Here is a 21272-nt window from a genome sequence, read left to right on the forward strand (position 1 = left end):
GCAAAGAAGCGAGAATTATACAGCCACTCGCCGGGCTGTCAACAACAATTATTACAGAATTATGAAACTAGAATAAAACTGAAATTTTGCAGAAAAATGGTGGGCCGTCTGCGACTCGAACGCAGGACCATCGGATTAAAAGTCCGGTGCTCTACCAACTGAGCTAACGGCCCAAACCAAGCGCGACATAATACTATAGTTGATAAAAATGACAACCCCAGTTGCCAATATTTTTCTATTTTACTGACATACAAAGACGGGGGGAGTCTTGCAGAAAACAGGTAGTTGCTGATTCTTACCAAGAAACAATAACTTATTGATAACGTGTTGGGTCTGCTAATCCAGCATCAATAAAACCTTGTCGTCTCAAGCGACAGGAATCACATTGTCCACACGCCCTGCCTTGCGCATCAGCCTGGTAGCAAGAGACTGTTTCACTGTACTCAATCCCCAGCTCCGTACCACGCTTGACGATTTCTGACTTTGATAGATGCATCAATGGAGCTTTTATATATATAGCGGAACCTTCAACTGCAGATTTGGTTGCCAGGTTTGCCAGTTTTTCAAATGCATCGATAAATTCAGGGCGGCAATCGGGATAACCAGAATAATCAACGGCATTAACCCCTACAAAAATGGCTTCGGCATTAAGCACCTCTGCCCATCCCAAAGCAATCGAAAGGAAAACCGTATTTCTTGCCGGAACATAGGTAACAGGAATACCCTTCTGTTCTGACTCAGGCACATCGATGTCATCGGTTAACGCTGAACCACCGATGGCACGCAGATCAATTTGTATTACTTTGTGACTGACAACATTAGCTTTTTTAGCCAGATTTTCTGCGGCTACAAGTTCGGTTTTGTGTCGCTGGCCATAATCAAAGCTGATACTGAAGCATTCATAACCTTCAGCTTTGGCTATTGCCAAGGCCGTAACCGAATCCAATCCGCCAGAAAGTAATATGACCGCACGTTTATTCATTTGCCTTGCGCATCGTTCCATAAATATTTATGCAGTTGAATTTGCATTCTCACTGGCAGGTTATCGGCAACAATCCATTCAGCCAAGTCAGTTGGGTTTAAATCACCATGTACCGGGGAAAACAATACCTCACAACGATGGGTTAATTCGAAATGTGATATCTGCTGGCAGGCCCAATCATAATCTTCACGATTGCAGATAACGAATTTAACCTGATCCTGGAGGTTTAACAGATCGATATTGCTGTAACGGTTTTTGGAGACTTCGCCTGATGCGGGGGTTTTTAAATCCATAACCCTTACAACCCGTGGATCGATATTACTGATATCCATCGCTCCGCTGGTTTCCAATGACACTTCGACATCTAAATCACACAAGGCGCTTAATAATTCCCGGCAAGTATTTTGCGCCAGCGGTTCACCACCGGTCACTGTGACATAGCGGGGACTAAAGCCTTTAACTTCAGTAACAATGTCACTGATTTCCATCTTTTTCCCGCCATGAAATGCATAAGCAGTATCACAATAACCACAGCGTAAAGGACAGCCCGTAAGTCTTACAAAAACGGTGGGCAGACCTACTGTCCGGGTTTCACCTTGCAATGAATAGAAAATCTCGGTGATACGACATTGAGCCATCAGTTCGTTCTACAAATAATCTTTTATTGCGCATTTTGCTGAATGCGATCCAGACGCACTCGGGCTAAACGTGAAGCAGATGTATCAGGATATTTTTGAATCACCAAATTCAGCGTTTCCTGAGCTTTGCCAGTATCACCAGTTTCATATTCGCTAAAGCCACGCTTTAGTAAAGCATCTGAGACTTTATTGCTATCCGGATAGTTGGATAGCACTTTATCAAAAGCCACTATAGCCTTATCAAATTCACGTAATACGTAATGCGCTTCTCCTTGCCAATAATATACATTTGGCAGATAGGTGCTGTTTGGATAATTTTGCGGAAACTCTCCTAAAGCCGTTAAAGCTTCCTGGTAACGTCCACCGCGTAAATCCTGTAAGGCAGACTGGTAAGCAGCTTCACCACTTTCAACGGCAACCGGAGCAAGGGTGTCAATTTCCCCATTATCAATGGCAGAGTCTCGAGCAGTTTGTTCTAACTCGTTATCAGCCAACTCTGCACCAGCAGCTTCACTGGTCATGGAAGCTGACTCATCTCGAGTGGGTTCTTGTGCTGCCGCAGGCTGCTGCTGGACTTCAGTCAAACGTTGGTCTAAATCAAGATACTGTTCCCGCTGACGCTGCTGCATCTGATCGATTTTATGACTGAGCTCTTCATTCGCTCCATTCAAACGCTGAATTTCACGCTGAAGTTGATCCACCTGAGTGAGCAATGAAGTTAACCCTTGTCCTTGGATGATTCGCTCAAGTCTATCCATACGTGCTTGTATGGATTCCTGCTCAGCCCAAGAAACAGTGGGCGCCAAGAAAGCGCCCACCATTATTGCTATTGCAAGTTGTTTTTGCTTTTTAAAAGGCATATCAACGACCAATATAAATTATTTCAACTCGACGGTTTTGAGACCATGCAGATTCATCGCTACCATCAACTGCGGGACGTTCTTCCCCAAAACTGGTTACCCGGAATTGTTGAGCACTGGCACCCTGCAACATCAATAATTGACGAATAGACAGAGCACGACGTTCACCTAAAGCAAGGTTGTATTCACGTGACCCCCGTTCATCAGTATGTCCTTCCAGTCTCACACTCAAATTTGGATTTTTGCCCAAATATTCTGCATGGGCTTCAACAATCGGCTGATCCTGCGGTCTGACGCTGGCACTATCGTAATCAAAGTAAATTACCCGATTGGATAATGGGTTGGAAGGATCATTCAATTCACTTCCGGCGTAACCGTCTTCGCCAACAATTACACTCGCTTCAGCACCCAAATCACTACCATCAGCGCCTTGACCTGAAACACCTGATGTCGATGCGCCATTGCGCTCTTCCACCAGCACATCATCCGTTCCATCTTTAGTTGCATTACTACTACAGGCATTCAATAGGAACAATGCAACAAACAGAGCCGAGAATTTATAACGATTCATAACAAACACTCCTGACATAAATTATTTTTTCAGCGGAGACCATGCTGGTTCACGCACGACAATTCCGGATTCGCTCAAACGTTGATGGATCCGGCCATCAACAGAGACAGCAGCTAATACACCGCTACCTTTTTGCTCAGTAGCATACAGGATCATTTGACCATTTGGAGCAAAACTCGGTGACTCGGCGCGCCCTGACTCAGTCAGAACTTGCATCGCTCCGGTTTTCAAATCCTGTACTGCAATATAGAAACGACCATTCGCGCCGTGCACCATGGTTAATTTACGTCCATCCGGTGATATATCAGGAGACGCATTGTAATTACCTTCGAAACTGACCCGTTCGGCCCGACCGCCGTTTGCAGAAACCCGGTAGATTTGTGGGCGACCACCACGGTCAGATGTGAAATAAATGTCTTTACTATCAGGTGACCAGACGGCTTCAGTATCTATGGCCTGGGCATTATTGGTTACACGAATTAAATCACCACTTGCCAACTCCAGAACATACACTTCAGGATTACCATTCCTGGACAGGGTCAGTGCCAGTTTTCGACCATCTGGCGACCATGATGGCGCGCTGTTTATACCCTCAAAAGAAGCGACAGATTTACGTTGACCACTTTGCAGCTGTTGAACATAAACTTCTGACTTTCCATTTTCAAAAGAAACATAAGCAAGCTGGTTTCCATCAGGCGCCCAGGCTGGCGACATAATTGGCTGAGTTGATTGTAATACGGTGCGCGGATTTGCTCCATCAGCATCCGAAATTTGTAATGCAAAACGCTTTTTCCCATCGCCAGCAGTGACTTGAGTAACAAAAGCCAGTCGTGTTGAAAATATACCTTTCTCACCCGTAAGTGTTTCATAAATCAGATCAGCAATCTGGTGTCCTAATGCTCTCAGGCCCGATGCGGGTACTTGATATCTTTTACCCGCCAACTGTTGTCCACGGTAAACATCAAAGAGTTGGAACTGAACCTGAAAATTCTCTCCATCCTGACTACTGATTTTTCCGATAACGAGTCCTTCCGATCTCAATAAACGCCAGTCAGCAAAATTGACCTGTGACTGTTCGCTGGGCCGGGATACAAGATCCTGTTCATCCAATGGGGCAAAACGACCACTGCTTTCGAGATCGTTACGAATAATTTTCGTAATATCTTCGGGTGCTTTCAGCCCTTCACTTCCGAAAGGAACAATAGCAATTGGTAATGCTGCATCTGATCCGCCAGTTATCTCAATAGTCAGTAAGGCTTGTGCTTGTAAAGGTAACAAAGCAAGCACAAAGCCTAGCTTTAACAACCATTTCTTTATCATCACGTTCGCCTCTTATTCTGGTCTGAATACAAAATTAAAACTTTTAAATTCCGCTGCCGCTTTCGCATCACTTGGAAGTGGCAACGGTGAGGATTTGTAGACTGCACTTTCTGCGGATCGATCAAAAATCGCATTCCCGCTGCTTTTAACGATGGTGACTTCCCCAACATCTCCGCCAGGCAATGTTCGTATCCGTAATGTCACTTCCAAGCCCCGGTCAGCATTCGCTGGTTTATTCCAAAATCGTTTTACCCGTTGCTGAATGATTTGTGAATACTCATCTACCACGCCTCTTACCCGGCGACCTTCACGCTCGGCTTGTTCTGCTTCCAATTGGCGCTGTAAATCTGCTTCGGCCTGACGACGTGCATCTTCTTCAGCTTTGCGTTTCGCTTCCTCGGCTGCTTTACGCTTAGCTTCTTCTTCAGCCTTTCGCTTGGCCTCTTCCTCAGCTTTACGTTTCGCTTCTTCTTCGGCCTTACGTTTGGCCTCTTCCTCAGCTTGACGCTTCGCTTCTTCTTCAGCTTTACGTCTGGCTTCTTCTTCAGCTTTGCGTTTGGCTTCAGCTTCTTCTCTGGCTTTTTCCGCAGCTAACCTTTCCGCCTCAGCTTTCTGTTTGGCTTCTTCGGCTGCTTTTCGTTCGGCCTCTGCCTGCTGTTTAGCTTCCTCTGCCTTCTGACGTTCCAGCTCAGCTTGTTTGCGTGCTTCTTCCTGCTCAACTCGTTGCTGTTCAAGTTCTTTTAGGCGTTGCTGTTCTTTTTCGGCTTCTTGTTTTAAGCGTTGTTGTTCTTGCTCTGCTTCCTGTTTGCGTTTTTCAGCCTCCAGCTTCGCACGCTCTTGCATGTCCAGCAGTTCCTGCTCTTGACGTGCCAGTTCCTGTTGGGATTTTTCAAGTTGTTCATCCAGCTTTTGCTGACGCTCTTCTTCAGCAGCACGTTTGCTATCTTCCGCCTCCTGCAATCGTGCCATTTCTTCAAGAACTAACTCTTCATCCATTACCGTGGCTTGTACTATCTCCACTTCCGGCTGGCCAAACTGGCGAATCTCAGTGGGCATATCAAAGCTGAATATCAATAGCAAAAACAGCAATACATGCAGTACTGTTGAGGCTCCACCGGCAAGAAAGGTTTGCACAATAGAATGCTTCATATTAATTACTGTGTTTCCGTTTCCGGACGTTGAGTTATTAAACCGACATTTGGTACACCAGCCTTTTGCAATAAAGCCATAGCCCCTACCACCTGTCCATAACTTGCTGAACTGTCGCCTTTGACCATGACGGGTGTCTGAGGGTTGCGACGTAATACCGCCGAGACCCTGGCAACCAGCTCTTGCGCGCCGATACTTTCGTCTTGATTATCACCGACAGAAGCGTAGTAATTACCCTCCGCATCCACGGAAATCACCAGTGGTTCTAGATTTTCCGGGGCTTCGACAGGGTTGGCATCCGCTTGCGGCAAATCTACCTGTACCCCTTGTGTTAACAAAGGAGCAGTAATCATAAAGATGATCAACAGTACCAGCATAACGTCGATATACGGTACGACATTAATTTCTGCCATAGGCTTGCGACGTTGGCGTTGTTGTTTATAAAGCGCCATAGTTGGCTCCGTTATTAACCTTGTTGCCGTTGCAAAATTGAAGAGAATTCTTCAACGAAATTGTCATAACGACTAATCAATCTCTCTACTTCATGTGAATAGCGGTTATATGCCACAACCGCTGGAATCGCAGCGAACAACCCCATTGCTGTGGCGATTAACGCTTCAGCGATACCAGGCGCCACCATTGCCAGTGTCGCTTGTTGGACTTCACCTAAAGCACGGAATGAATTCATGATACCCCAGACCGTTCCGAATAAACCAATGTAAGGGCTGGTTGAGCCGGCTGTGGCAAGGAAAGGTAATGACACTTCTAACTCATCCATTTCTCTGGACAAAGAAATACGCATTACTCTCTGAGTACCTTCCAACACATAAGTCGAATCTGTGGAAGTTTTTTTCAAACGGACAAATTCCTTAAAACCTGCCTCAAAAATACCTTCCATACCTCTACCAGAATGCGGCCTGGCGGTTATATCCTCATAGAGTCTGTTTAATTCATTTCCTGACCAGAATTTATCTTCGAACAAGTCAGCATCTCGCCGTGCTTCGGCAAGTTCACTACGTTTTTTGAAAATAATAGTCCAGGAATAAACTGATATCAGCAGCAAAATCAGCATCACAATCTGTACCAGCAAACTGGCTTCAGATATCAGGGACATCAAGGATAGATCAGCATTCACATTGCATCTCCGTCAAAATAAAAGAAGGTATAGGGCACGGCTTAAATCGCAGAGCATCCAGACAAGCCACTCTGACTGACGCACTGCACAACAGTTCGTCGTCACGCAATATTGATTGTTCAAACTGCATGCTTGCACCGCTCGTTTGTGTCATTTCAGATCGAATCATTAAGGCATCGTTAAATCGTGCCGGTCGACGAAAATTGATTTGCATCGAATGGACTGCAAACAGACAATTATGCTCGTCTTTTAAAACGTTCTGTTCAAAACCAAGCTGGCGCAGCCATTCGGTTCGCGCCCGCTCCATAAATTTCAGATAATTTGCGTGATAGACCACGCCACCACTATCGGTATCTTCGTAATACACCCTTACCGGCCAATCAAAAGACTGCATTAATCACCTGTAAGATCCAAATCCGGTGTCAACCCCAAATGTAAAAAGGCCCGTTTGGTGGCAATTCGGCCACGAGGTGTCCGCATAATAAACCCTTCCTGTATCAGAAAAGGTTCAATAACATCCTCAATCGTGCCTCGTTCTTCGCCAATGGCGGCTGCCAAATTATCCAGCCCAACTGGCCCGCCCGAAAACTTTTCAATAATGGCCAACAAAAGTTTACGGTCCAACATATCAAAACCAAACTTATCAACATCCAGTAAATCCAGTGCCTGTCGAGCAATTTCTGCCGTCACAACACCATCAAACCGGACTTCCGCATAATCTCTTACCCGCCGCAAAAGTCGATTCGCGATTCGTGGAGTTCCCCTCGAACGATGAGCAATTTCGCCTGCTCCAGTTATGTCCAGAGAGACACCCAAAATACCTGCGCTACGTTGCACAATCGTACTTAAATCAGCAACATTATAAAATTCCAATCGCTGCACAATGCCAAAACGATCCCGTAATGGCGAGGTCAAAGAACCCGCACGCGTTGTGGCTCCGACTAAGGTAAAAGGTTCGAGATCCAGCTTAATCGAACGTGCTGCCGGCCCTTCACCAATCATGATATCGATTTGGTAATCTTCCATTGCCGGGTACAGCACTTCTTCAACCACCGGACTCAGTCGATGAATTTCATCGACAAACAATACATCATTCGGTTCCAGATTCGTCAATAATGCTGCCAAATCACCCGGACGTTCCAATACCGGACCTGACGTTTGTCTTAAATTCACTCCCATTTCATGGGCGATAATATGTGCCAATGTGGTCTTACCAAGTCCGGGGGGACCAAAAATAAGCGTGTGATCCAATGCTTCCTTACGTTTACGAGCAGCAGAAACAAATAACTCCATCTGCTCACGAACCACTGGCTGACCGATATAATCCTGCAAACTGAGAGGTCTGATAGCACGATCCACCCGTTCATCATCATTTACTGTTTGCGGGGAAATAAATCGTTCATCCATAGTTAATTTCGCTGCAATGCCTGTCTGATGATTTGCTCAGTTGTCATATCCTGTGCATCAAAACTACGGATCATTCTGTCTGCTTCGGCGGCTTTATACCCTAAAGCTACCAAAGCTTCCAGTGCTTCTTTTCGTGCCCCGCCAGCGCTCGGCATATTCGTGGTAATTTGCTCATCAAGTCCCATCGCGGAACCCACTTCTTTAAGCCTGTCGCGCATCTCAATGATAAGACGATCAGCTGTCTTTTTACCGACACCGGGCAGCCGCGTCAAACTTGCGGCATCCCCCTCCTGGACACTTCTTGCAAAGCTGTCCACATCACTACCGGATAAAATGGTCAATGCCAGTTTTGCTCCAACCCCATTCACCTTCAATAAACTGCGAAACAATAATCGTTCGCGTGTAGTAGCAAAACCATACAGTAACTGAGCATCTTCACGCACCACCAAATGGGTATATAAACTTACTTTTTCATTAAGTGGCGGCAAATTGACAAATGTCGACATTGGAGCCGAAACTTCATAGCCAACCCCTTGCACATCCAATACTAGTTCAGGGGGCTGTTTTTCGATAATAATTCCAGTTAAACGGCCAATCATCTGCTATAGCGTCCTCCTCGACGACGACTGAGCCGCATTCCTGCGGGAAGTTTATTAGTGAGACTATCCAGAGCAGCATGATTCGCATGAGTGACCGCACACGCCAAAGCATCGGCGGCATCTTCCAGTGGCGCTTCTTTAAGTTGCAACATGACCGTCATCATATACTGAACCTGTTCTTTTTTGGCATGTCCATTGCCCACAACGGCTTTTTTAATTTGGGTTGCGGAATATTCATGGACAAGCAGTTGTTGATTGACCGCAGCACAAATGGCCGCACCCCGCGCCTGACCAAGTTTTAAAGCGGAGTCGGCATTTTTATGCAGAAATACCTGTTCGATGGCCATGATGTCGGGCTGATAGCGCTGGATGATATCTGTTAATCCCTCGAAAATCTGCTTAAGCCGGTTGGCAAAATCACCATCCCCGACCAGCAGTCTGCCGCTAATAACATGATTAATTTGTTTACCATCAAGCTCTATGATGCCAAAACCGGTTTTCCGAGAACCAGGATCCACACCAAGAATGCGCGCCATAACTAGTGTTCTCTCATCGTGATATTGGGACCTTCAGTTGTTTCTGTCAGCATTCATGGCAAGGCGCGGCTAGCGAGAAATGATAACCACCTTGTAAGAAAAACAACGCGGCCAGGGAACCCTTTAAGCGTATATATATTGCCCCGCCACTACATTGCATCACTTGGCAAGGGGAAAAACATTACCTGCACAATGCGCCTTGTTGCATGCCAGCATATACACACTGATGACCACAATATCAAAATCAGAAAGCACCAAATCAACTACCCAGCTGCGCCATCACCTCATCGGAGAAATCAGCGTTTGAGTATACCTGTTGCACATCATCCAGCTCTTCAAATGCTTCAATCATCGCGATAGCTTTTTGCGCGTCATCCAGATCCAGGCTGACGGTATTGTCCGGGTGCATAGTGACTTCAGCTGATTGTGCCTCAAATCCTGCTGCATCCAAAGCATCTTTAACGGCGGCATAGTCATCCGGCGTAGTAAACACATCGATGGAACCGTCGTCATTGGTGACAATATCTTCAGCACCAGCTTCCAGTGCCACTTCCATGACCGCGTCTTCGTCTACACCTGGCGCCAGACTGATAATCCCTTTTTGATTAAACATAAAGGCCACGCAGCCATCGGTGCCCATGTTGCCACCGCGTTTACTGAAAACATGGCGGACTTCGGCCACAGTACGATTACGATTATCCGTCATACAATCCACCATAATGGCGATGCCATTTGGTCCGTAACCTTCATACCGTACTTCTTCATAGGCCGCGCCTTCCAGCTCGCCAGCACCACGTTTTGAAGCGCGTTCGATAACATCTTTAGTCATATTACTGCCCAAAGCCTTATCAATGGCAGCACGTAATCGCGGGTTAGTGGCAGGATCACTGCCCCCCATTCTGGCAGCGACAGTAATTTCACGAATCAACCGCGTGAAAAGTTTGCCGCGTTTGGCATCTTGCGCACCTTTTCTATGCTGAATATTCGCCCACTTACTATGACCTGCCATTTGGTACTAACCTCTTTGTTATTACGTAATACGAGTGTTAAGCAATTAAACCAGTGTATTCCAGTCGCGATAATATTCGCTACGACCATACACCTGATCGAAATACATGCTTTGTAATTGTTCAGTTATCGGGCCGCGTTTACCTTCACCGATTGGACGATTATCCAGTTCACGAATTGGGGTTACTTCCGCTGCCGTTCCAGTGAAAAAAGCTTCATCACAGATATACACTTCATCACGGGTAATGCGTTTTTCAACCACTTTCAAACCGATATCATTGGCCAGGCGCATAACCGTATCACGGGTAATACCTTCCAGTGCAGAAGTCAGCTCCGGTGTATAAAGCACGCCATCACGGATCATAAAAAAGTTCTCACCACTGCCTTCTGTGACAAAACCATTAGCATCCAGTAATAACGCTTCGTCATAACCATCGTTCACAGCTTCCTGTAACGCCATCATTGAATTCATATAGTTGCCATTGGCTTTGGCTTTACACATGGTGATATTCACATGATGACGGGTAAATGAAGACGTTTTGATGCGAATACCTCGCGTCATATTTTCTTCACCCAGATACGAGCCCCAGCTCCAGGCAGCTACCATGACATGTGTATTGAGGTTGTCTGCACGGATTCCCATACCTTCAGACCCATAAAAACACATTGGACGTATATAGGCCGAATCCAGTTTGTTGTCACGAACCACTGCACGTTGCGCTTCATTTAGCGTCGCTTTATCAAACGGCATTTTCATACCGAGAATCTTCGCACTGCGGAATAAACGGTCGGTATGTTCCTGCAGTCGGAAAATAGCGGTCCCAGCATCTGTTTTGTAGGCGCGAACACCTTCAAACACGCCCATACCGTAGTGCAGGGTATGCGTCAGAACATGGACTTTTGCTTCACGCCAAGGCACGAATTCGCCATCCAACCAGATAACGCCATCACGATCTGCCATTGTTACTGCTGCCATAATTACCTACTTTCAAGACTTAAATTGATATCAAACCGGTTTATTTAGTTTAACCAGCGCTGCCAAATTGTTTTTACTTGTTGCTGAAAATCGGCCACTTTGGCCACCGGCAGCACTGCCGGTTGTTCCTGCAGGACACAATGATTTGCTTCGCTACGATAATAACGATAGGCATCCGCTAGCATAGCTCCTTCCTGCTGACTGAGTCTGCCGGTCGCCACCAATGCATCCAAAATCCGGATATTATCGGTGTAAACCATTAGATCAGGCAAGCTTGATGACCAGGCCAGCACAGCATATTGCACCATAAATTCAATATCAGTGATACCACCTATACCCTGCTTGAGATCAAAAAGGCCTTCTGCAGACTTATCCAGTTGCTGCCGCATTTTCTGGCGCATTTCGCTGACTTCTTTCGCCAGCTCTGACTCTTCGCGAGGCTTGGACAAAACTTGCTGCCGAATGTTACTGAACTGTTCTGTCAATTTTTTATCGCCTGCGACACATCTCGCCCTGACCAGGGCCTGATGTTCCCAGGTCCAGGCTTCATTTTGCTGATAATCTGCAAAACCGGAGATCGGACTCACCAATAAACCAGAATTACCTCTGGGTCGTAGGCGCATATCCACCTCATAAAGCACGCCACCGGAGGTGACGGTGTTCAACAAATGGATCATGCGCTGGGCCAGCCGTGTATAAAACACCATTACATCAACCGGCTTATCACCATCGGTGGTGCCTTCACGGGCATCATCGAATACAAATACCAAATCCAGATCCGAACCATAGCCCAGTTCCAATCCACCTAATTTTCCATAGGCAATCACACTAAAACCACAGCACGACATATCATTTGCATCTGCGCCCGGAGGCAAGCCATGACGACTACTCAGATATAACCAGGCCAATTGCAATACGCGTTCTAACTGAATTTCCGCCAGTTCGCTCAACTGATCTCCCACGCGCATTAATGGAAGAACCTCAGTCACATCAGCAGCCGCGACATGTAAGGTGGCAATCTGCCTGAATTCGCGCAATAAATTCATTTGCTGTTCAAGATCGGTCTCTTCAGCAACAGATAAGAACTGTTCCAATAAAGCTTTTTGCTGTTCCCGGCCAGGCACTTCGTATAATGTTCGAGGATCCAACAGTTCATCCAGCAGGACGGGGTGACGCGCCAATTGATGGCTGATTAATGGACTTGCCGCACATAATTTGACCAATTGCGACAGGGCCAGCGTATTCTCGACTAACAGTGACATATAGGCAGAACGCCGCATGATGGACTCTAAAAGTGGCATCATTCGTTTCAAACAGATATCCGGTTGTTCGGTTCCAGCTGCCGCCTGGACAAGTAATGGCAGAAGTTTTTTTAATCTGCCACGTCCTGTGTGACTAAGCTTTTTGACGCTGTTTTGCTCAAGTAAATTTTCAATGATTAGCTGTGACTGCTGTGGATCGTCATATCCCCATTTTTCCAGATAAGCAATAACTTCAGATTCACCTGCGGTTAGTAAAGCAATGGTCTCGGCTTTATCATCATCAGCCTGCGGGGCGGTAAGCAACTGCTCGAAATGTTCATGCACCTGCTGGCGATGTTCATTCAATGTTTTGATAAAACCAGCCCAGTTTGCAAAGCCCATGCTGTTGGCCAGCCTGGTTTGTGCTTCACTGTCCTTGGGCAATAAATGAGTCTGCTGATCGGCCCAGGCCTGAATACGATGCTCAGTATGCCGCAAAAATACATAGGCCTCTTTTAACGCCGTTATCGCATAACCTGACAATAATTTTCTGTCAGCCAATAACTCCAGAATTGTCAGGATCGGCCGTTGTTGCAAAGATTTATCCCGTCCGCCATAGATTAATTGAAATACCTGACCGATAAACTCGATTTCACGAATTCCACCAGCACCTAATTTAATATTATCTTCCATTCCTTTCAGATGTAGCTGGCCAGCAATCATTGATTTCATTTCCCGTAATGAATCAAACATGCCGTAATCAAGATAACGTCGATATACAAATGGACGTAACAGCTCACTGATGGCTTTTCTATCCTGTTCGGTGCCGGTAACGGGTCTTGCTTTAATCATCGCGTAACGTTCCCATTCACGGCCTTGCGTCTGGTAGTACTCCTCCATTGCATCAAAACTGGCCACCAATGAACCGCTATCTCCAAAAGGACGTAACCGCATATCCACCCGGAACACAAAGCCATCGACTGTGACATTATCTAAAGCCTGAATCAGCTTACGACCCAACCGCGTAAAAAACTCTTCATTGGTCAGGCTTTTTCTGGCGCCTTGCGTTTCGCCTTCAGCAGGGTAGGTAAAAATCAAATCGATATCAGAAGACAGGTTGAGCTCTCCTGCCCCCATCTTCCCCATACCTAAAACAATTAATTGTTGTGCTTTACCATGCTCATCCAATGGTGTCCCTAACAGCTGAGTTTGCCATTGATAAAGCTTGTTCAGTGCTTGCTCAACACAGCAATCAGCCAATGCAGTCAACTCACGCACTGTCTCAGCCAGATCCGCCCAACCACTTAAATCCCGCCAGATAATGCGTACCATTTCACGCTGGCGAAAGATTCGAAGCTGCTGATGTAAGGATGCCTCGTCATTTACCTCATCAAGTCGGGATTGCAAGCGTTGCTGATAACCATCCCCCTCATAGGCCATTTCCAAATCACCGCTTTGAAACAACTCAATCAGACGTTGTGGTTGTCTGTCGCCCTGATTCATTACGTATTCACTGGCCGCTAATACTGTCATGGCAGAATGCAGCAGATTTTGTTTATTTTGCAAAATCGATTGCCAATGGTCACTGAGTGGTGGTGTCATGCTTGCCTCATTTGATTTCGCGATGCACAGTATCTGAAAATGTGTCTAAACTAACAGAACATTTAGACTATCGCGATGGCAGAAGAACGAAATTTTCACGCATCTCTAACTTACATTTTGCTATCACCTTATTAACTTCCGTCTCGTCAAAGGAGACCATGATGGACAGCACAAGAAATAGCGCTCCGCACCACACACCGGAATGCGTTTCAGATCGCGTTGCGCTGGCAATTGTTAAATTTATGCGTTTTTTTGCTGACGTGTTTTTTTCGGGTCGCTATGGACATCGTGCTGTCGTACTGGAAACGGTTGCTGCTGTTCCAGGTATGGTTGGCGGAGCCTTACAACACCTTCGTTCATTACGTCGAATGCAGGATGATGATGGCTGGATCAGCACCTTGCTGGAGGAAGCTGACAATGAACGTATGCATTTGCTGACCTTTGTACATATTGCCAAACCCAGCTGGCTGGAACGCGTGTTGATCATTATTGCCCAGGGTGTGTTTTATAATTTGTTCTTTATTCTTTACCTGTTTTCATCTCGTGTTGCGCACCGAATTGTGGGCTATTTAGAGGAGGAAGCGGTATACAGCTACAGCGAATATCTGGCCGGAATTGACGCGGGAAAATACGAAAATGTAGCCGCTCCGCAAATTGCCATTGATTACTGGAATCTGCCTGCAGAGGCCCGTTTGCGTGATGTTATATTGGTAGTAAGAGATGATGAGGCAAAGCATCGTGACGTGAATCATGATTTTGCCAACCAATTGCAAAACGCATAAGATACCGCGGCGACACAGATTGATTAAGGTATGACAGATTTCACATTGCGCTAACAGACAGGGACGACTATGGCGACTTTACTTTTCCGACTTAATAATGTGCCTGAAGACGAAGCTGAAGATGTTCGGCAATTACTGGATGACAAAGGCTTTGCCTTTTACGAAACTCATGCCGGATTCTTTGGCTTAGGTGTCGCCGCTATCTGGCTGGTCAACGACAATCAGCTACCGCTTGCCAAAGCCATTTTGGATGAATATCAGGCCAAACGGGCCATTGAACAACGTCAGCAATACGAATCACTGCGTGCCAGTGGTGAAATCCCCGGTTTTTTCCAATCCATTTTGCAACACCCATTTCGCTTTATAGGCGTTCTGTTGTTAGTGCTCTTTGTACTCAGTTTGATGCTGATACCTTTTTGGAATACGTTGCATCCTTGATAAAGTCATTACTAAACACCTAATAAAAAGCCCCACCTCTATCGAGGCAGGGCTTTTGTTTGTGCTAAAAGCTGAATTAACAGATGTAATAAATTACATCATGCCGCCCATGCCGCCCATATCAGGCATTGCAGGCGCTTCATCTTTAGGTAATTCAGCAATCATGGCTTCAGTGGTCAACATCAGACCCGCAACCGAGCCGGCATTTTGTAATGCAGTACGCGTGACTTTAGTTGGATCCAGAATACCCATTTCAATCATGTCGCCATATTCACCAGTCGCAGCGTTGTAACCGTAGTTACCTTTACCGGCAACGACTTCATTCAAGACAACAGATGCTTCATCGCCAGAGTTGGTGACGATTTGACGCAAAGGTTCCTGCATTGCACGACGTGCAATAGCAATACCAGCATCCTGATCCAGATTGTCACCTTTCAGCTCGCCCAGGCTCACTTCGGCACGGACCAAAGCCACACCACCACCAGCAACTACGCCTTCTTCAACCGCAGCACGTGTGGCATGTAATGCATCTTCAACACGCGCTTTTTTCTCTTTCATCTCAATTTCAGAGCCAGCACCAACACGAATAACGGCAACACCACCGGCTAATTTAGCCACGCGTTCCTGCAGTTTTTCTTTGTCGTAGTCTGAAGATGAATCAGCAATCTGTGCACGAATCTGCTCAACACGCGCGGTGATTTCATCAGCACGACCAGCACCATCAATAATAGTGGTGTTTTCTTTGCTGACAGAAATTTTCTTCGCCTGACCCAGATCGTCAAGGGTAACTTTTTCCAGATTCAGGCCAACTTCTTCCGAAATAACCGTACCGCCGGTTAACACAGCGATATCTTCCAACATCGCTTTACGACGATCACCAAATCCAGGTGCTTTAACAGCACAGACTTTAACGATACCACGCATGTTATTCACAACCAGAGTCGCCAACGCTTCGCCTTCAACATCTTCTGAAACGATCAGCAACGGACGGCTGGACTTAGCGACAGCTTCCAATGTTGGCAGCAGTTCACGGATGTTAGAGATTTTTTTATCGTACAGCAGAACGTAAGGGTCATCCAGGTTGGCTGACATGGTTTGCTGTTCGTTGACAAAGTAGGGAGACAGGTAGCCACGGTCAAACTGCATACCTTCAACAACGTCGAGTTCATTTTCAAAGCCACGACCGTCTTCAACCGTGATAACACCTTCTTTACCGACTTTTTTCATTGCTTCAGCAATGATGTCACCGACTGATTTGTCAGAGTTGGCAGAGATCGTACCGACTTGGGCGATAGCCTTGTCATCATCACAAGGTGATGACATTTTTTTCAGTTCATCAACTGCTGCAGTCACTGCCTTGTCGATACCGCGTTTCAGATCCATGGGGTTCATACCCGCTGTGACTGATTTCATGCCTTCACGCAAGATAGCTTGAGCAAGAACGGTAGCAGTCGTGGTACCGTCACCGGCAGCATCAGACGTTTGCGAAGCAACCTCTTTCACCATTTGGGCGCCCATATTCTCGAATTTATCCTCGAGCTCAATTTCTTTGGCAACAGAAACACCATCTTTAGTAATGGTGGGTGCACCGTAGCTTTTGTCCAAAATAACATTGCGACCTTTCGGTCCTAATGTCACTTTTACCGCATTAGCCAGCGTGTTAACGCCTTTGACCATTAGCTGGCGCGCATCAGCGCCAAATTTGACTTCTTTAGCAGCCATTTTAATTCCTCTTTATAGCTATGTTTAACGTAACCAGATGTGAAATCGTCGGGAAGCGCTTAAGCTTCGATCACAGCAACGATATCGTCTTCACGCATTACCAGCAGTTCTTCGCCTTCCACTTTGACTTCAGTGCCGGCATATTTGCCAAACAGCACTTTGTCACCGACTTTAACAGCCAGAGGACGGACGTCACCAGAATCGGTAGGTTTGCCGTTACCCGCTGCGATAATTTCGCCACGAGATGGTTTTTCTGCTGCATTGTCAGGAATGACAATTCCGCCAGCAGAGGTAGTTTCTTCTTCCATGCGACGAACAATCACACGATCATGAAGGGGACGAAGGTTCATTAGTTTTATCCTCCAAAAGTAACAAAAAATGACCAAGAAAATTCCAGGAACCCCTTTAATGGGGCTGCCAGAACAAACTTCAAGTGCCTGCGTTAAAAAATTTCTGAAAAAACTGTCAGATGCAGTGAATTGCTTGATTTATCAGCATCAACGAATATTGCGCTGTTCGTCATCCTTAATGACTTCGCCTTCAATGATGTCATCCGTTTGTGAATAGCGACTACGTGCCGACCATTGCTGACGGAATAGCACATTGCTGTTACGAATTAATTTCAGTAGCAAAGCACGTCGTAACGTTGGAATAAGTAATAAGAAGCCAACAGCATCAGTTACAAATCCCGGAATCAGCAAGAGAAAACCACTTATAAATAAAGTCATGCCCTCCAGCATTTCCAAAGCGGGTGTTTCGCCTCGCCGAATTGACTGCTGGGCACGCTGCATAGTGGCAAGCCCCTGTAACTTGACTAACCAGGCCCCCAACACTGCGGTGGCAATCACAAACAGAATGGTCCAACCCGCGCCAATGACTTCGCCAACCTCAATTAAAACGTAAATTTCAGCAATCGGCACCAGCAGAAATAGCAAAAAAAGCCACTTGAACATGTTCTTTCCTTAACGGATATCAATGATTCAATAGGTTGGGGCTTATATTGATTTTTCAAGCATTTTTGTCTTATCCAGGTTGTCGCGTTTTAACAACAAATTTCCACTTTTGTTGCTATGTAACACAACTGTAATAGAAACATCATCACCCTGAAACATTCCAGTCTTATGGTGTGCGGGTCTTCGGACTTAAGACCGATTTGTTTTATCAACTAAGAGGATAGCCCCTTGAAACTGAAACCTACATCTCTATTAATCGCCGGCGCACTGATGGGTGCAGCCGTTTTACCTGTTCAGGCTGACCCAATGGTCGACCTGCTGAAAGTGTTACGTGACAAAGGTACTATCAGCGCTGAAGATTATGAATTACTGGCGAATGCAGCTAAAGATAAAGAAGAACAAGCTGCTGCTGAAAAAGAAGAAATCATGACGAAGGTCGATAGTAAACCTTCTTCAATCGTTACATTAGACAAAAAAGGCTTGAATTTTGAGTCTTCTGATAAAGCATTTACTGCCAATATTGGCGGCCGTATTCATGCTGACTATGCGTTTATTGACGATAACTACTTTGACCGTAATGTTGATAGTGTTGACGAATTTGGTAATGGTGCAAAATTCCGCCGCGCTCGTATTGGTATGGAAGGCACCATGTTCACTGACTGGACCTATGCGTTAGAAATTAACTATGGTCAGGATGAAGCCACTGAGTTTACTGATGCAACTATCGGTTATGAAGGTTTTGAAAACGTCAAATTGAAACTGGGCCGCCATAAGATGCCAGTTGGTCTGGAAGAGCTGACCAGTTCTAATCGTATCTCAACAATGGAACGTTCCGGTCCTACAAATACATTTGCATTAGGTCGTCGTAATGGCTTGACTGTTGCAACCGGCGGTTCAAACTGGACATTAACTGGTGGTGCTTATCTTGGCGAAGGTGTTGAAAGTGATGGTTGGGAAGGTAAAGACTCTGATTATGGTTATGCAGGTCGTGTCACCTTTGCTCCAATTCAAGAGAAAGAAAAACTGGTTCATTTAGGTGCAAGCTACCACCATGTTGGTTTTGAAGAAACTTTTGATGGTAATAATTTAGGCAGCAATAACGGCCGTTTACGTGCCCGTCCTGGCATTCACTTCTTTAATGACCGCCCTGTACAAGTGAACTACGGTGGTACTGAAGATGCAGATACATTCGGTTTTGAAGCGGCCACTGTAATGGGGCCTTTCTCCTTACAGGCGGAATACTATACGCAACAGCTAAACCGCAAAGAAGCCAAGGATGCTGATGCTGATGGCTGGTATGCATTAGCGACTTACACTTTAACCGGTGAAGCTCGTGGTTATAAAGGTGGCGCAATGCGCACTATCTCACCGAAAAATCCTGTAGGTAAAGGTGGTTTTGGTGCCTGGGAACTGGTTGCTCGTTATGACGTACTGGATATCTGGGATAGCAGTGCAGCATTGGAAAATACCAGTGGTATTCGTGGAACAGAAAGCAATATCTGGACCTTGGGTGTGAACTGGTATGTGAACGACAATATTCGCTTTATGGCGAACTATGTTGATGCGGACATCAAATCTGATGATGCATCAGACTTGGAAGGCGATATCGAAGCCTTTATGTTCCGTGGTCAGGTTGCGTTCTAATTTGACGCAGCATATCTCCTGAGAAAAAGCCTCACCTTGGATTTCAAAGGTGGGGCTTTTTTTTGAATACCACCTGTTCAACGACTGTTAAATTCACGGAGTTCTTTATGAATGCTATGTCACGCTTAGTGATGTTATCGATAACCGGCCTGAGCCTCTTCAGCAGCATGGTTGTTGCTGACGATCATCTTGCCCAAGCCAAAAAAGGCGATGTTATCCCGGTTCAATTACATCAGCTTAAACCGACACAATCCTCTGTCGGCTATGACCAGGTTTTCTACAAACTGGGACGTTATGAAGGCGATACTGAAAAGAAATTTGATGAAATCTGTGAAGCCAATGGCCAGAAGGCCATTAAAGACTATTCCTCAAAATCCAATGTCGCTGTTGCCAGCTCATTTGAATGTACCGATCCCGTTGGTACAGCCACGAAAGATATGAAAACAGTGGTGATAGGCCCCGATAATGGTTTATATCTGACCGATGGTCATCATACGTTCAACGTGTTCTGGCATATGCCGGATGGCGGTGCCAATTTTGAAGTGCATGTTGTGGTTGCTGACGATTATCGTGATCTAACCTCGATGGATGATTTCTGGAGCAAGATGCAGGCAGAAAACAACTTATGGTTGTATGACGATAAGTTTGAACCAATTGATCGTAGTGCATTGCCAGAAAGTCTTGGTCTGGAAAACTTCCATAACAACTTATATCGCTCACTGGTTTATTTTTCCCGTGAAATTGTCTGGGATAAACCCAAACCAGCCATCAATTTTGTTGAGTTTTACTGGGGGAAAGAAATTTACAACAAAGTCGATTTAAGCCAATACGACTTAAATTCAATGAAGGGCTATAAAAAAGCCGTTAAAGACGTCAGTGACGCTATTTTAGCGGTGAAATCTGACAATGTCGGCGGTATTGGCATGTCTGCTTCCAGAATGGGTCAGTATGAAGGTTTTGATAAAAAGGAATTTGAAAAACTGTTTCGTGCCAATAAGAAAGTGGATTATATGCTGCGCTATAAAAAACAAATGACCGGTGCCGGTCTGAGTTTTGACAAAGCCATTAATCATAGTCATTCCATGCAGCTTAAAGATTCGTTCACGTTATCTTCAAACCAGGACTTAATGGCGGTTTCCGCCATTAATGTCGCAGGCGAAGTGAATGCTCTGATCGAAATTCCGACCGGTACATCTGCAAAATGGGAAATGAATAAAAACAACACTCAGGAGGTTATCTGGGAATTAAAAGATGACAAACCACGTATCGTGAATTACCTGGGTTACCCGGGAAATTACGGCACCATCCCCGGCACCGCAATGCCAAAAGAGCTGGGGGGGGATGGTGACCCGTTGGATGTTTTGGTATTGGGCCAGTCTATCCCTCGCGGTGAGGTTTTGTCCGTACGTTTGATAGGTGTATTAAAAATGCTGGATGACGGTGAGCAGGATGACAAATTAGTCGCTGTTATTACCGAAGATAGTCCTTTTGCTAACGTTGAGTCGATGCAACAACTGGACGAAGAATTTCCGGCGGTTTCTGAAATCGTCCGTCTCTGGTTTGAAAATTACAAAGGCCCAAATGGAGGCATGGAAGCTCAAGGCTTTGCTGATCATCAGGAAGCGATGAATGTCCTAAAACAAGCGATGAATGCCTACCAAAACAGCTTGAACTGATTACCTGACTGCCGAGGCAATACTTTGATCCCG

At 45.8% G+C, this 21272-nt stretch carries 22 protein-coding genes and 1 tRNA gene; 4 read left to right on the forward strand and 19 right to left on the reverse strand.

Translation table 11 applies throughout. From position 1 onward, the window contains the following. Window positions 1–97: 97 nt before the first annotated feature. The 16 genes from B2337_RS05750 to glnE form a co-directional block, all read right to left on the reverse strand. A tRNA-Lys gene (locus B2337_RS05750) sits at window positions 98–173 on the reverse strand. A gap of 140 nt (window positions 174–313) precedes the next feature. After that, window positions 314–982, reverse strand: coding sequence for a 7-cyano-7-deazaguanine synthase QueC (gene queC / locus B2337_RS05755; protein WP_292361182.1), 669 nt, complete (start codon window positions 980–982; stop codon window positions 314–316). Next, window positions 979–1623, reverse strand: coding sequence for a 7-carboxy-7-deazaguanine synthase QueE (gene queE, locus B2337_RS05760; protein ID WP_414673271.1), 645 nt, complete (start codon window positions 1621–1623; stop codon window positions 979–981). The genes queC and queE overlap by 4 nt, the downstream gene beginning before the upstream one ends. Window positions 1624–1643: 20 nt before the next feature. Next, window positions 1644–2480: a tol-pal system protein YbgF gene (gene ybgF, locus B2337_RS05765; protein ID WP_292414727.1), complete on the reverse strand. Its 837-nt coding sequence runs from the start codon at window positions 2478–2480 to the stop codon at window positions 1644–1646. Between the two features lies 1 nt (window position 2481). Continuing rightward, window positions 2482–3051, reverse strand: a complete 570-nt coding sequence (gene pal, locus B2337_RS05770; RefSeq protein ID WP_292361185.1) for a peptidoglycan-associated lipoprotein Pal — start codon at window positions 3049–3051, stop codon at window positions 2482–2484. Window positions 3052–3072: 21 nt separating this feature from the next. Continuing rightward, window positions 3073–4371: a Tol-Pal system beta propeller repeat protein TolB gene (tolB, locus tag B2337_RS05775; protein ID WP_292414726.1), complete on the reverse strand. Its 1299-nt coding sequence runs from the start codon at window positions 4369–4371 to the stop codon at window positions 3073–3075. A 12-nt stretch (window positions 4372–4383) separates the two neighbouring features. Further along, the gene (gene tolA / locus B2337_RS05780; protein ID WP_292414725.1) at window positions 4384–5520 is read right to left on the reverse strand and encodes a cell envelope integrity protein TolA; all 1137 of its coding nucleotides are present in this window, start codon (window positions 5518–5520) and stop codon (window positions 4384–4386) included. A gap of 5 nt (window positions 5521–5525) precedes the next feature. Further along, entirely contained in the window at window positions 5526–5972 is a 447-nt protein-coding gene (gene tolR, locus B2337_RS05785; RefSeq protein WP_292361188.1) for a protein TolR, read from the reverse strand. Window positions 5973–5986: 14 nt separating this feature from the next. After that, window positions 5987–6634, reverse strand: coding sequence for a protein TolQ (gene tolQ, locus B2337_RS05790; RefSeq protein ID WP_300497907.1), 648 nt, complete (start codon window positions 6632–6634; stop codon window positions 5987–5989). Window positions 6635–6644: 10 nt separating this feature from the next. After that, window positions 6645–7049, reverse strand: a complete 405-nt coding sequence (ybgC, locus tag B2337_RS05795) for a tol-pal system-associated acyl-CoA thioesterase (RefSeq protein ID WP_292361190.1) — start codon at window positions 7047–7049, stop codon at window positions 6645–6647. Then, window positions 7049–8062, reverse strand: coding sequence for a Holliday junction branch migration DNA helicase RuvB (ruvB, locus tag B2337_RS05800; RefSeq protein WP_292361191.1), 1014 nt, complete (start codon window positions 8060–8062; stop codon window positions 7049–7051). The genes ybgC and ruvB overlap by 1 nt, the downstream gene beginning before the upstream one ends. Before the next feature lie 2 nt (window positions 8063–8064). Then, entirely contained in the window at window positions 8065–8661 is a 597-nt protein-coding gene (ruvA, locus tag B2337_RS05805; protein WP_292361192.1) for a Holliday junction branch migration protein RuvA, read from the reverse strand. Further along, window positions 8658–9197: a crossover junction endodeoxyribonuclease RuvC gene (ruvC, locus tag B2337_RS05810; protein WP_292361193.1), complete on the reverse strand. Its 540-nt coding sequence runs from the start codon at window positions 9195–9197 to the stop codon at window positions 8658–8660. The genes ruvA and ruvC overlap by 4 nt, the downstream gene beginning before the upstream one ends. Before the next feature lie 259 nt (window positions 9198–9456). Next, window positions 9457–10206, reverse strand: coding sequence for a YebC/PmpR family DNA-binding transcriptional regulator (locus tag B2337_RS05815; RefSeq protein ID WP_292361194.1), 750 nt, complete (start codon window positions 10204–10206; stop codon window positions 9457–9459). Between the two features lie 45 nt (window positions 10207–10251). Beyond that, window positions 10252–11181 (reverse strand): branched-chain amino acid transaminase, encoded by a 930-nt coding sequence (locus B2337_RS05820; RefSeq protein WP_292361195.1) that lies wholly within the window; start codon window positions 11179–11181, stop codon window positions 10252–10254. A gap of 44 nt (window positions 11182–11225) precedes the next feature. Next, on the reverse strand, window positions 11226–14024 hold the full coding sequence (gene glnE / locus B2337_RS05825) for a bifunctional [glutamate--ammonia ligase]-adenylyl-L-tyrosine phosphorylase/[glutamate--ammonia-ligase] adenylyltransferase (protein ID WP_292414724.1): 2799 nt from the start codon (window positions 14022–14024) through the stop codon (window positions 11226–11228). Between the two features lie 158 nt (window positions 14025–14182). Between glnE and B2337_RS05830 the strand changes: the two genes are divergently transcribed. Both B2337_RS05830 and B2337_RS05835 read left to right on the forward strand, forming a co-directional pair. Continuing rightward, window positions 14183–14806 (forward strand): alternative oxidase, encoded by a 624-nt coding sequence (locus B2337_RS05830; protein WP_292414723.1) that lies wholly within the window; start codon window positions 14183–14185, stop codon window positions 14804–14806. A 69-nt stretch (window positions 14807–14875) separates the two neighbouring features. After that, window positions 14876–15244 carry a DUF6164 family protein gene (locus B2337_RS05835; protein ID WP_292361198.1) on the forward strand — a complete coding sequence of 123 codons (369 nt, stop codon included), beginning with the start codon at window positions 14876–14878 and terminating at the stop codon, window positions 15242–15244. A gap of 93 nt (window positions 15245–15337) precedes the next feature. Here B2337_RS05835 and groL read toward each other — a convergent pair whose 3' ends face one another. The 3 genes from groL to B2337_RS05850 all read right to left on the reverse strand — a co-directional run bounded on the left by groL (window position 15338) and on the right by B2337_RS05850 (window position 17919). Next, the gene (gene groL / locus B2337_RS05840; protein WP_292361199.1) at window positions 15338–16966 is read right to left on the reverse strand and encodes a chaperonin GroEL; all 1629 of its coding nucleotides are present in this window, start codon (window positions 16964–16966) and stop codon (window positions 15338–15340) included. A 59-nt stretch (window positions 16967–17025) separates the two neighbouring features. Then, window positions 17026–17316 (reverse strand): co-chaperone GroES, encoded by a 291-nt coding sequence (groES, locus tag B2337_RS05845; protein WP_292361200.1) that lies wholly within the window; start codon window positions 17314–17316, stop codon window positions 17026–17028. Window positions 17317–17463: 147 nt separating this feature from the next. Beyond that, the gene (locus B2337_RS05850; protein WP_292361201.1) at window positions 17464–17919 is read right to left on the reverse strand and encodes an FxsA family protein; all 456 of its coding nucleotides are present in this window, start codon (window positions 17917–17919) and stop codon (window positions 17464–17466) included. 228 nt (window positions 17920–18147) lie between these two features. Here B2337_RS05850 and B2337_RS05855 point away from each other — a divergent pair, with 228 nt between their 5' ends. Both B2337_RS05855 and B2337_RS05860 read left to right on the forward strand, forming a co-directional pair. After that, the gene (locus B2337_RS05855; RefSeq protein WP_292361202.1) at window positions 18148–19563 is read left to right on the forward strand and encodes an OprO/OprP family phosphate-selective porin; all 1416 of its coding nucleotides are present in this window, start codon (window positions 18148–18150) and stop codon (window positions 19561–19563) included. A 107-nt stretch (window positions 19564–19670) separates the two neighbouring features. After that, the gene (locus B2337_RS05860) at window positions 19671–21239 is read left to right on the forward strand and encodes a ParB-like protein (protein ID WP_292414722.1); all 1569 of its coding nucleotides are present in this window, start codon (window positions 19671–19673) and stop codon (window positions 21237–21239) included. Window positions 21240–21272 lie beyond the last annotated feature (33 nt).

It is taken from the genome of Methylophaga sp. UBA3192, assembly GCA_002363955.1.
Taxonomy (GTDB): domain Bacteria; phylum Pseudomonadota; class Gammaproteobacteria; order Nitrosococcales; family Methylophagaceae; genus Methylophaga.

Coding starts and splice junctions, on each gene's coding strand:
- queC (WP_292361182.1), bottom strand. CDS start 982: ATGAATAAACGTGCGGTCATATTACTTTCTGGCGGATTGGATTCGGTT.
- ybgF (WP_292414727.1), bottom strand. CDS start 2,480: ATGCCTTTTAAAAAGCAAAAACAACTTGCAATAGCAATAATGGTGGGC.
- pal (WP_292361185.1), bottom strand. CDS start 3,051: ATGAATCGTTATAAATTCTCGGCTCTGTTTGTTGCATTGTTCCTATTG.
- tolB (WP_292414726.1), bottom strand. CDS start 4,371: ATGATAAAGAAATGGTTGTTAAAGCTAGGCTTTGTGCTTGCTTTGTTA.
- tolA (WP_292414725.1), bottom strand. CDS start 5,520: ATGAAGCATTCTATTGTGCAAACCTTTCTTGCCGGTGGAGCCTCAACA.
- tolR (WP_292361188.1), bottom strand. CDS start 5,972: ATGGCGCTTTATAAACAACAACGCCAACGTCGCAAGCCTATGGCAGAA.
- tolQ (WP_300497907.1), bottom strand. CDS start 6,634: ATGTCCCTGATATCTGAAGCCAGTTTGCTGGTACAGATTGTGATGCTG.
- ybgC (WP_292361190.1), bottom strand. CDS start 7,049: ATGCAGTCTTTTGATTGGCCGGTAAGGGTGTATTACGAAGATACCGAT.
- ruvB (WP_292361191.1), bottom strand. CDS start 8,062: ATGGATGAACGATTTATTTCCCCGCAAACAGTAAATGATGATGAACGG.
- ruvA (WP_292361192.1), bottom strand. CDS start 8,661: ATGATTGGCCGTTTAACTGGAATTATTATCGAAAAACAGCCCCCTGAA.
- ruvC (WP_292361193.1), bottom strand. CDS start 9,197: ATGGCGCGCATTCTTGGTGTGGATCCTGGTTCTCGGAAAACCGGTTTT.
- B2337_RS05815 (WP_292361194.1), bottom strand. CDS start 10,206: ATGGCAGGTCATAGTAAGTGGGCGAATATTCAGCATAGAAAAGGTGCG.
- B2337_RS05820 (WP_292361195.1), bottom strand. CDS start 11,181: ATGGCAGCAGTAACAATGGCAGATCGTGATGGCGTTATCTGGTTGGAT.
- glnE (WP_292414724.1), bottom strand. CDS start 14,024: ATGACACCACCACTCAGTGACCATTGGCAATCGATTTTGCAAAATAAA.
- B2337_RS05830 (WP_292414723.1), top strand. CDS start 14,183: ATGATGGACAGCACAAGAAATAGCGCTCCGCACCACACACCGGAATGC.
- B2337_RS05835 (WP_292361198.1), top strand. CDS start 14,876: ATGGCGACTTTACTTTTCCGACTTAATAATGTGCCTGAAGACGAAGCT.
- groL (WP_292361199.1), bottom strand. CDS start 16,966: ATGGCTGCTAAAGAAGTCAAATTTGGCGCTGATGCGCGCCAGCTAATG.
- groES (WP_292361200.1), bottom strand. CDS start 17,316: ATGAACCTTCGTCCCCTTCATGATCGTGTGATTGTTCGTCGCATGGAA.
- B2337_RS05850 (WP_292361201.1), bottom strand. CDS start 17,919: ATGTTCAAGTGGCTTTTTTTGCTATTTCTGCTGGTGCCGATTGCTGAA.
- B2337_RS05860 (WP_292414722.1), top strand. CDS start 19,671: ATGAATGCTATGTCACGCTTAGTGATGTTATCGATAACCGGCCTGAGC.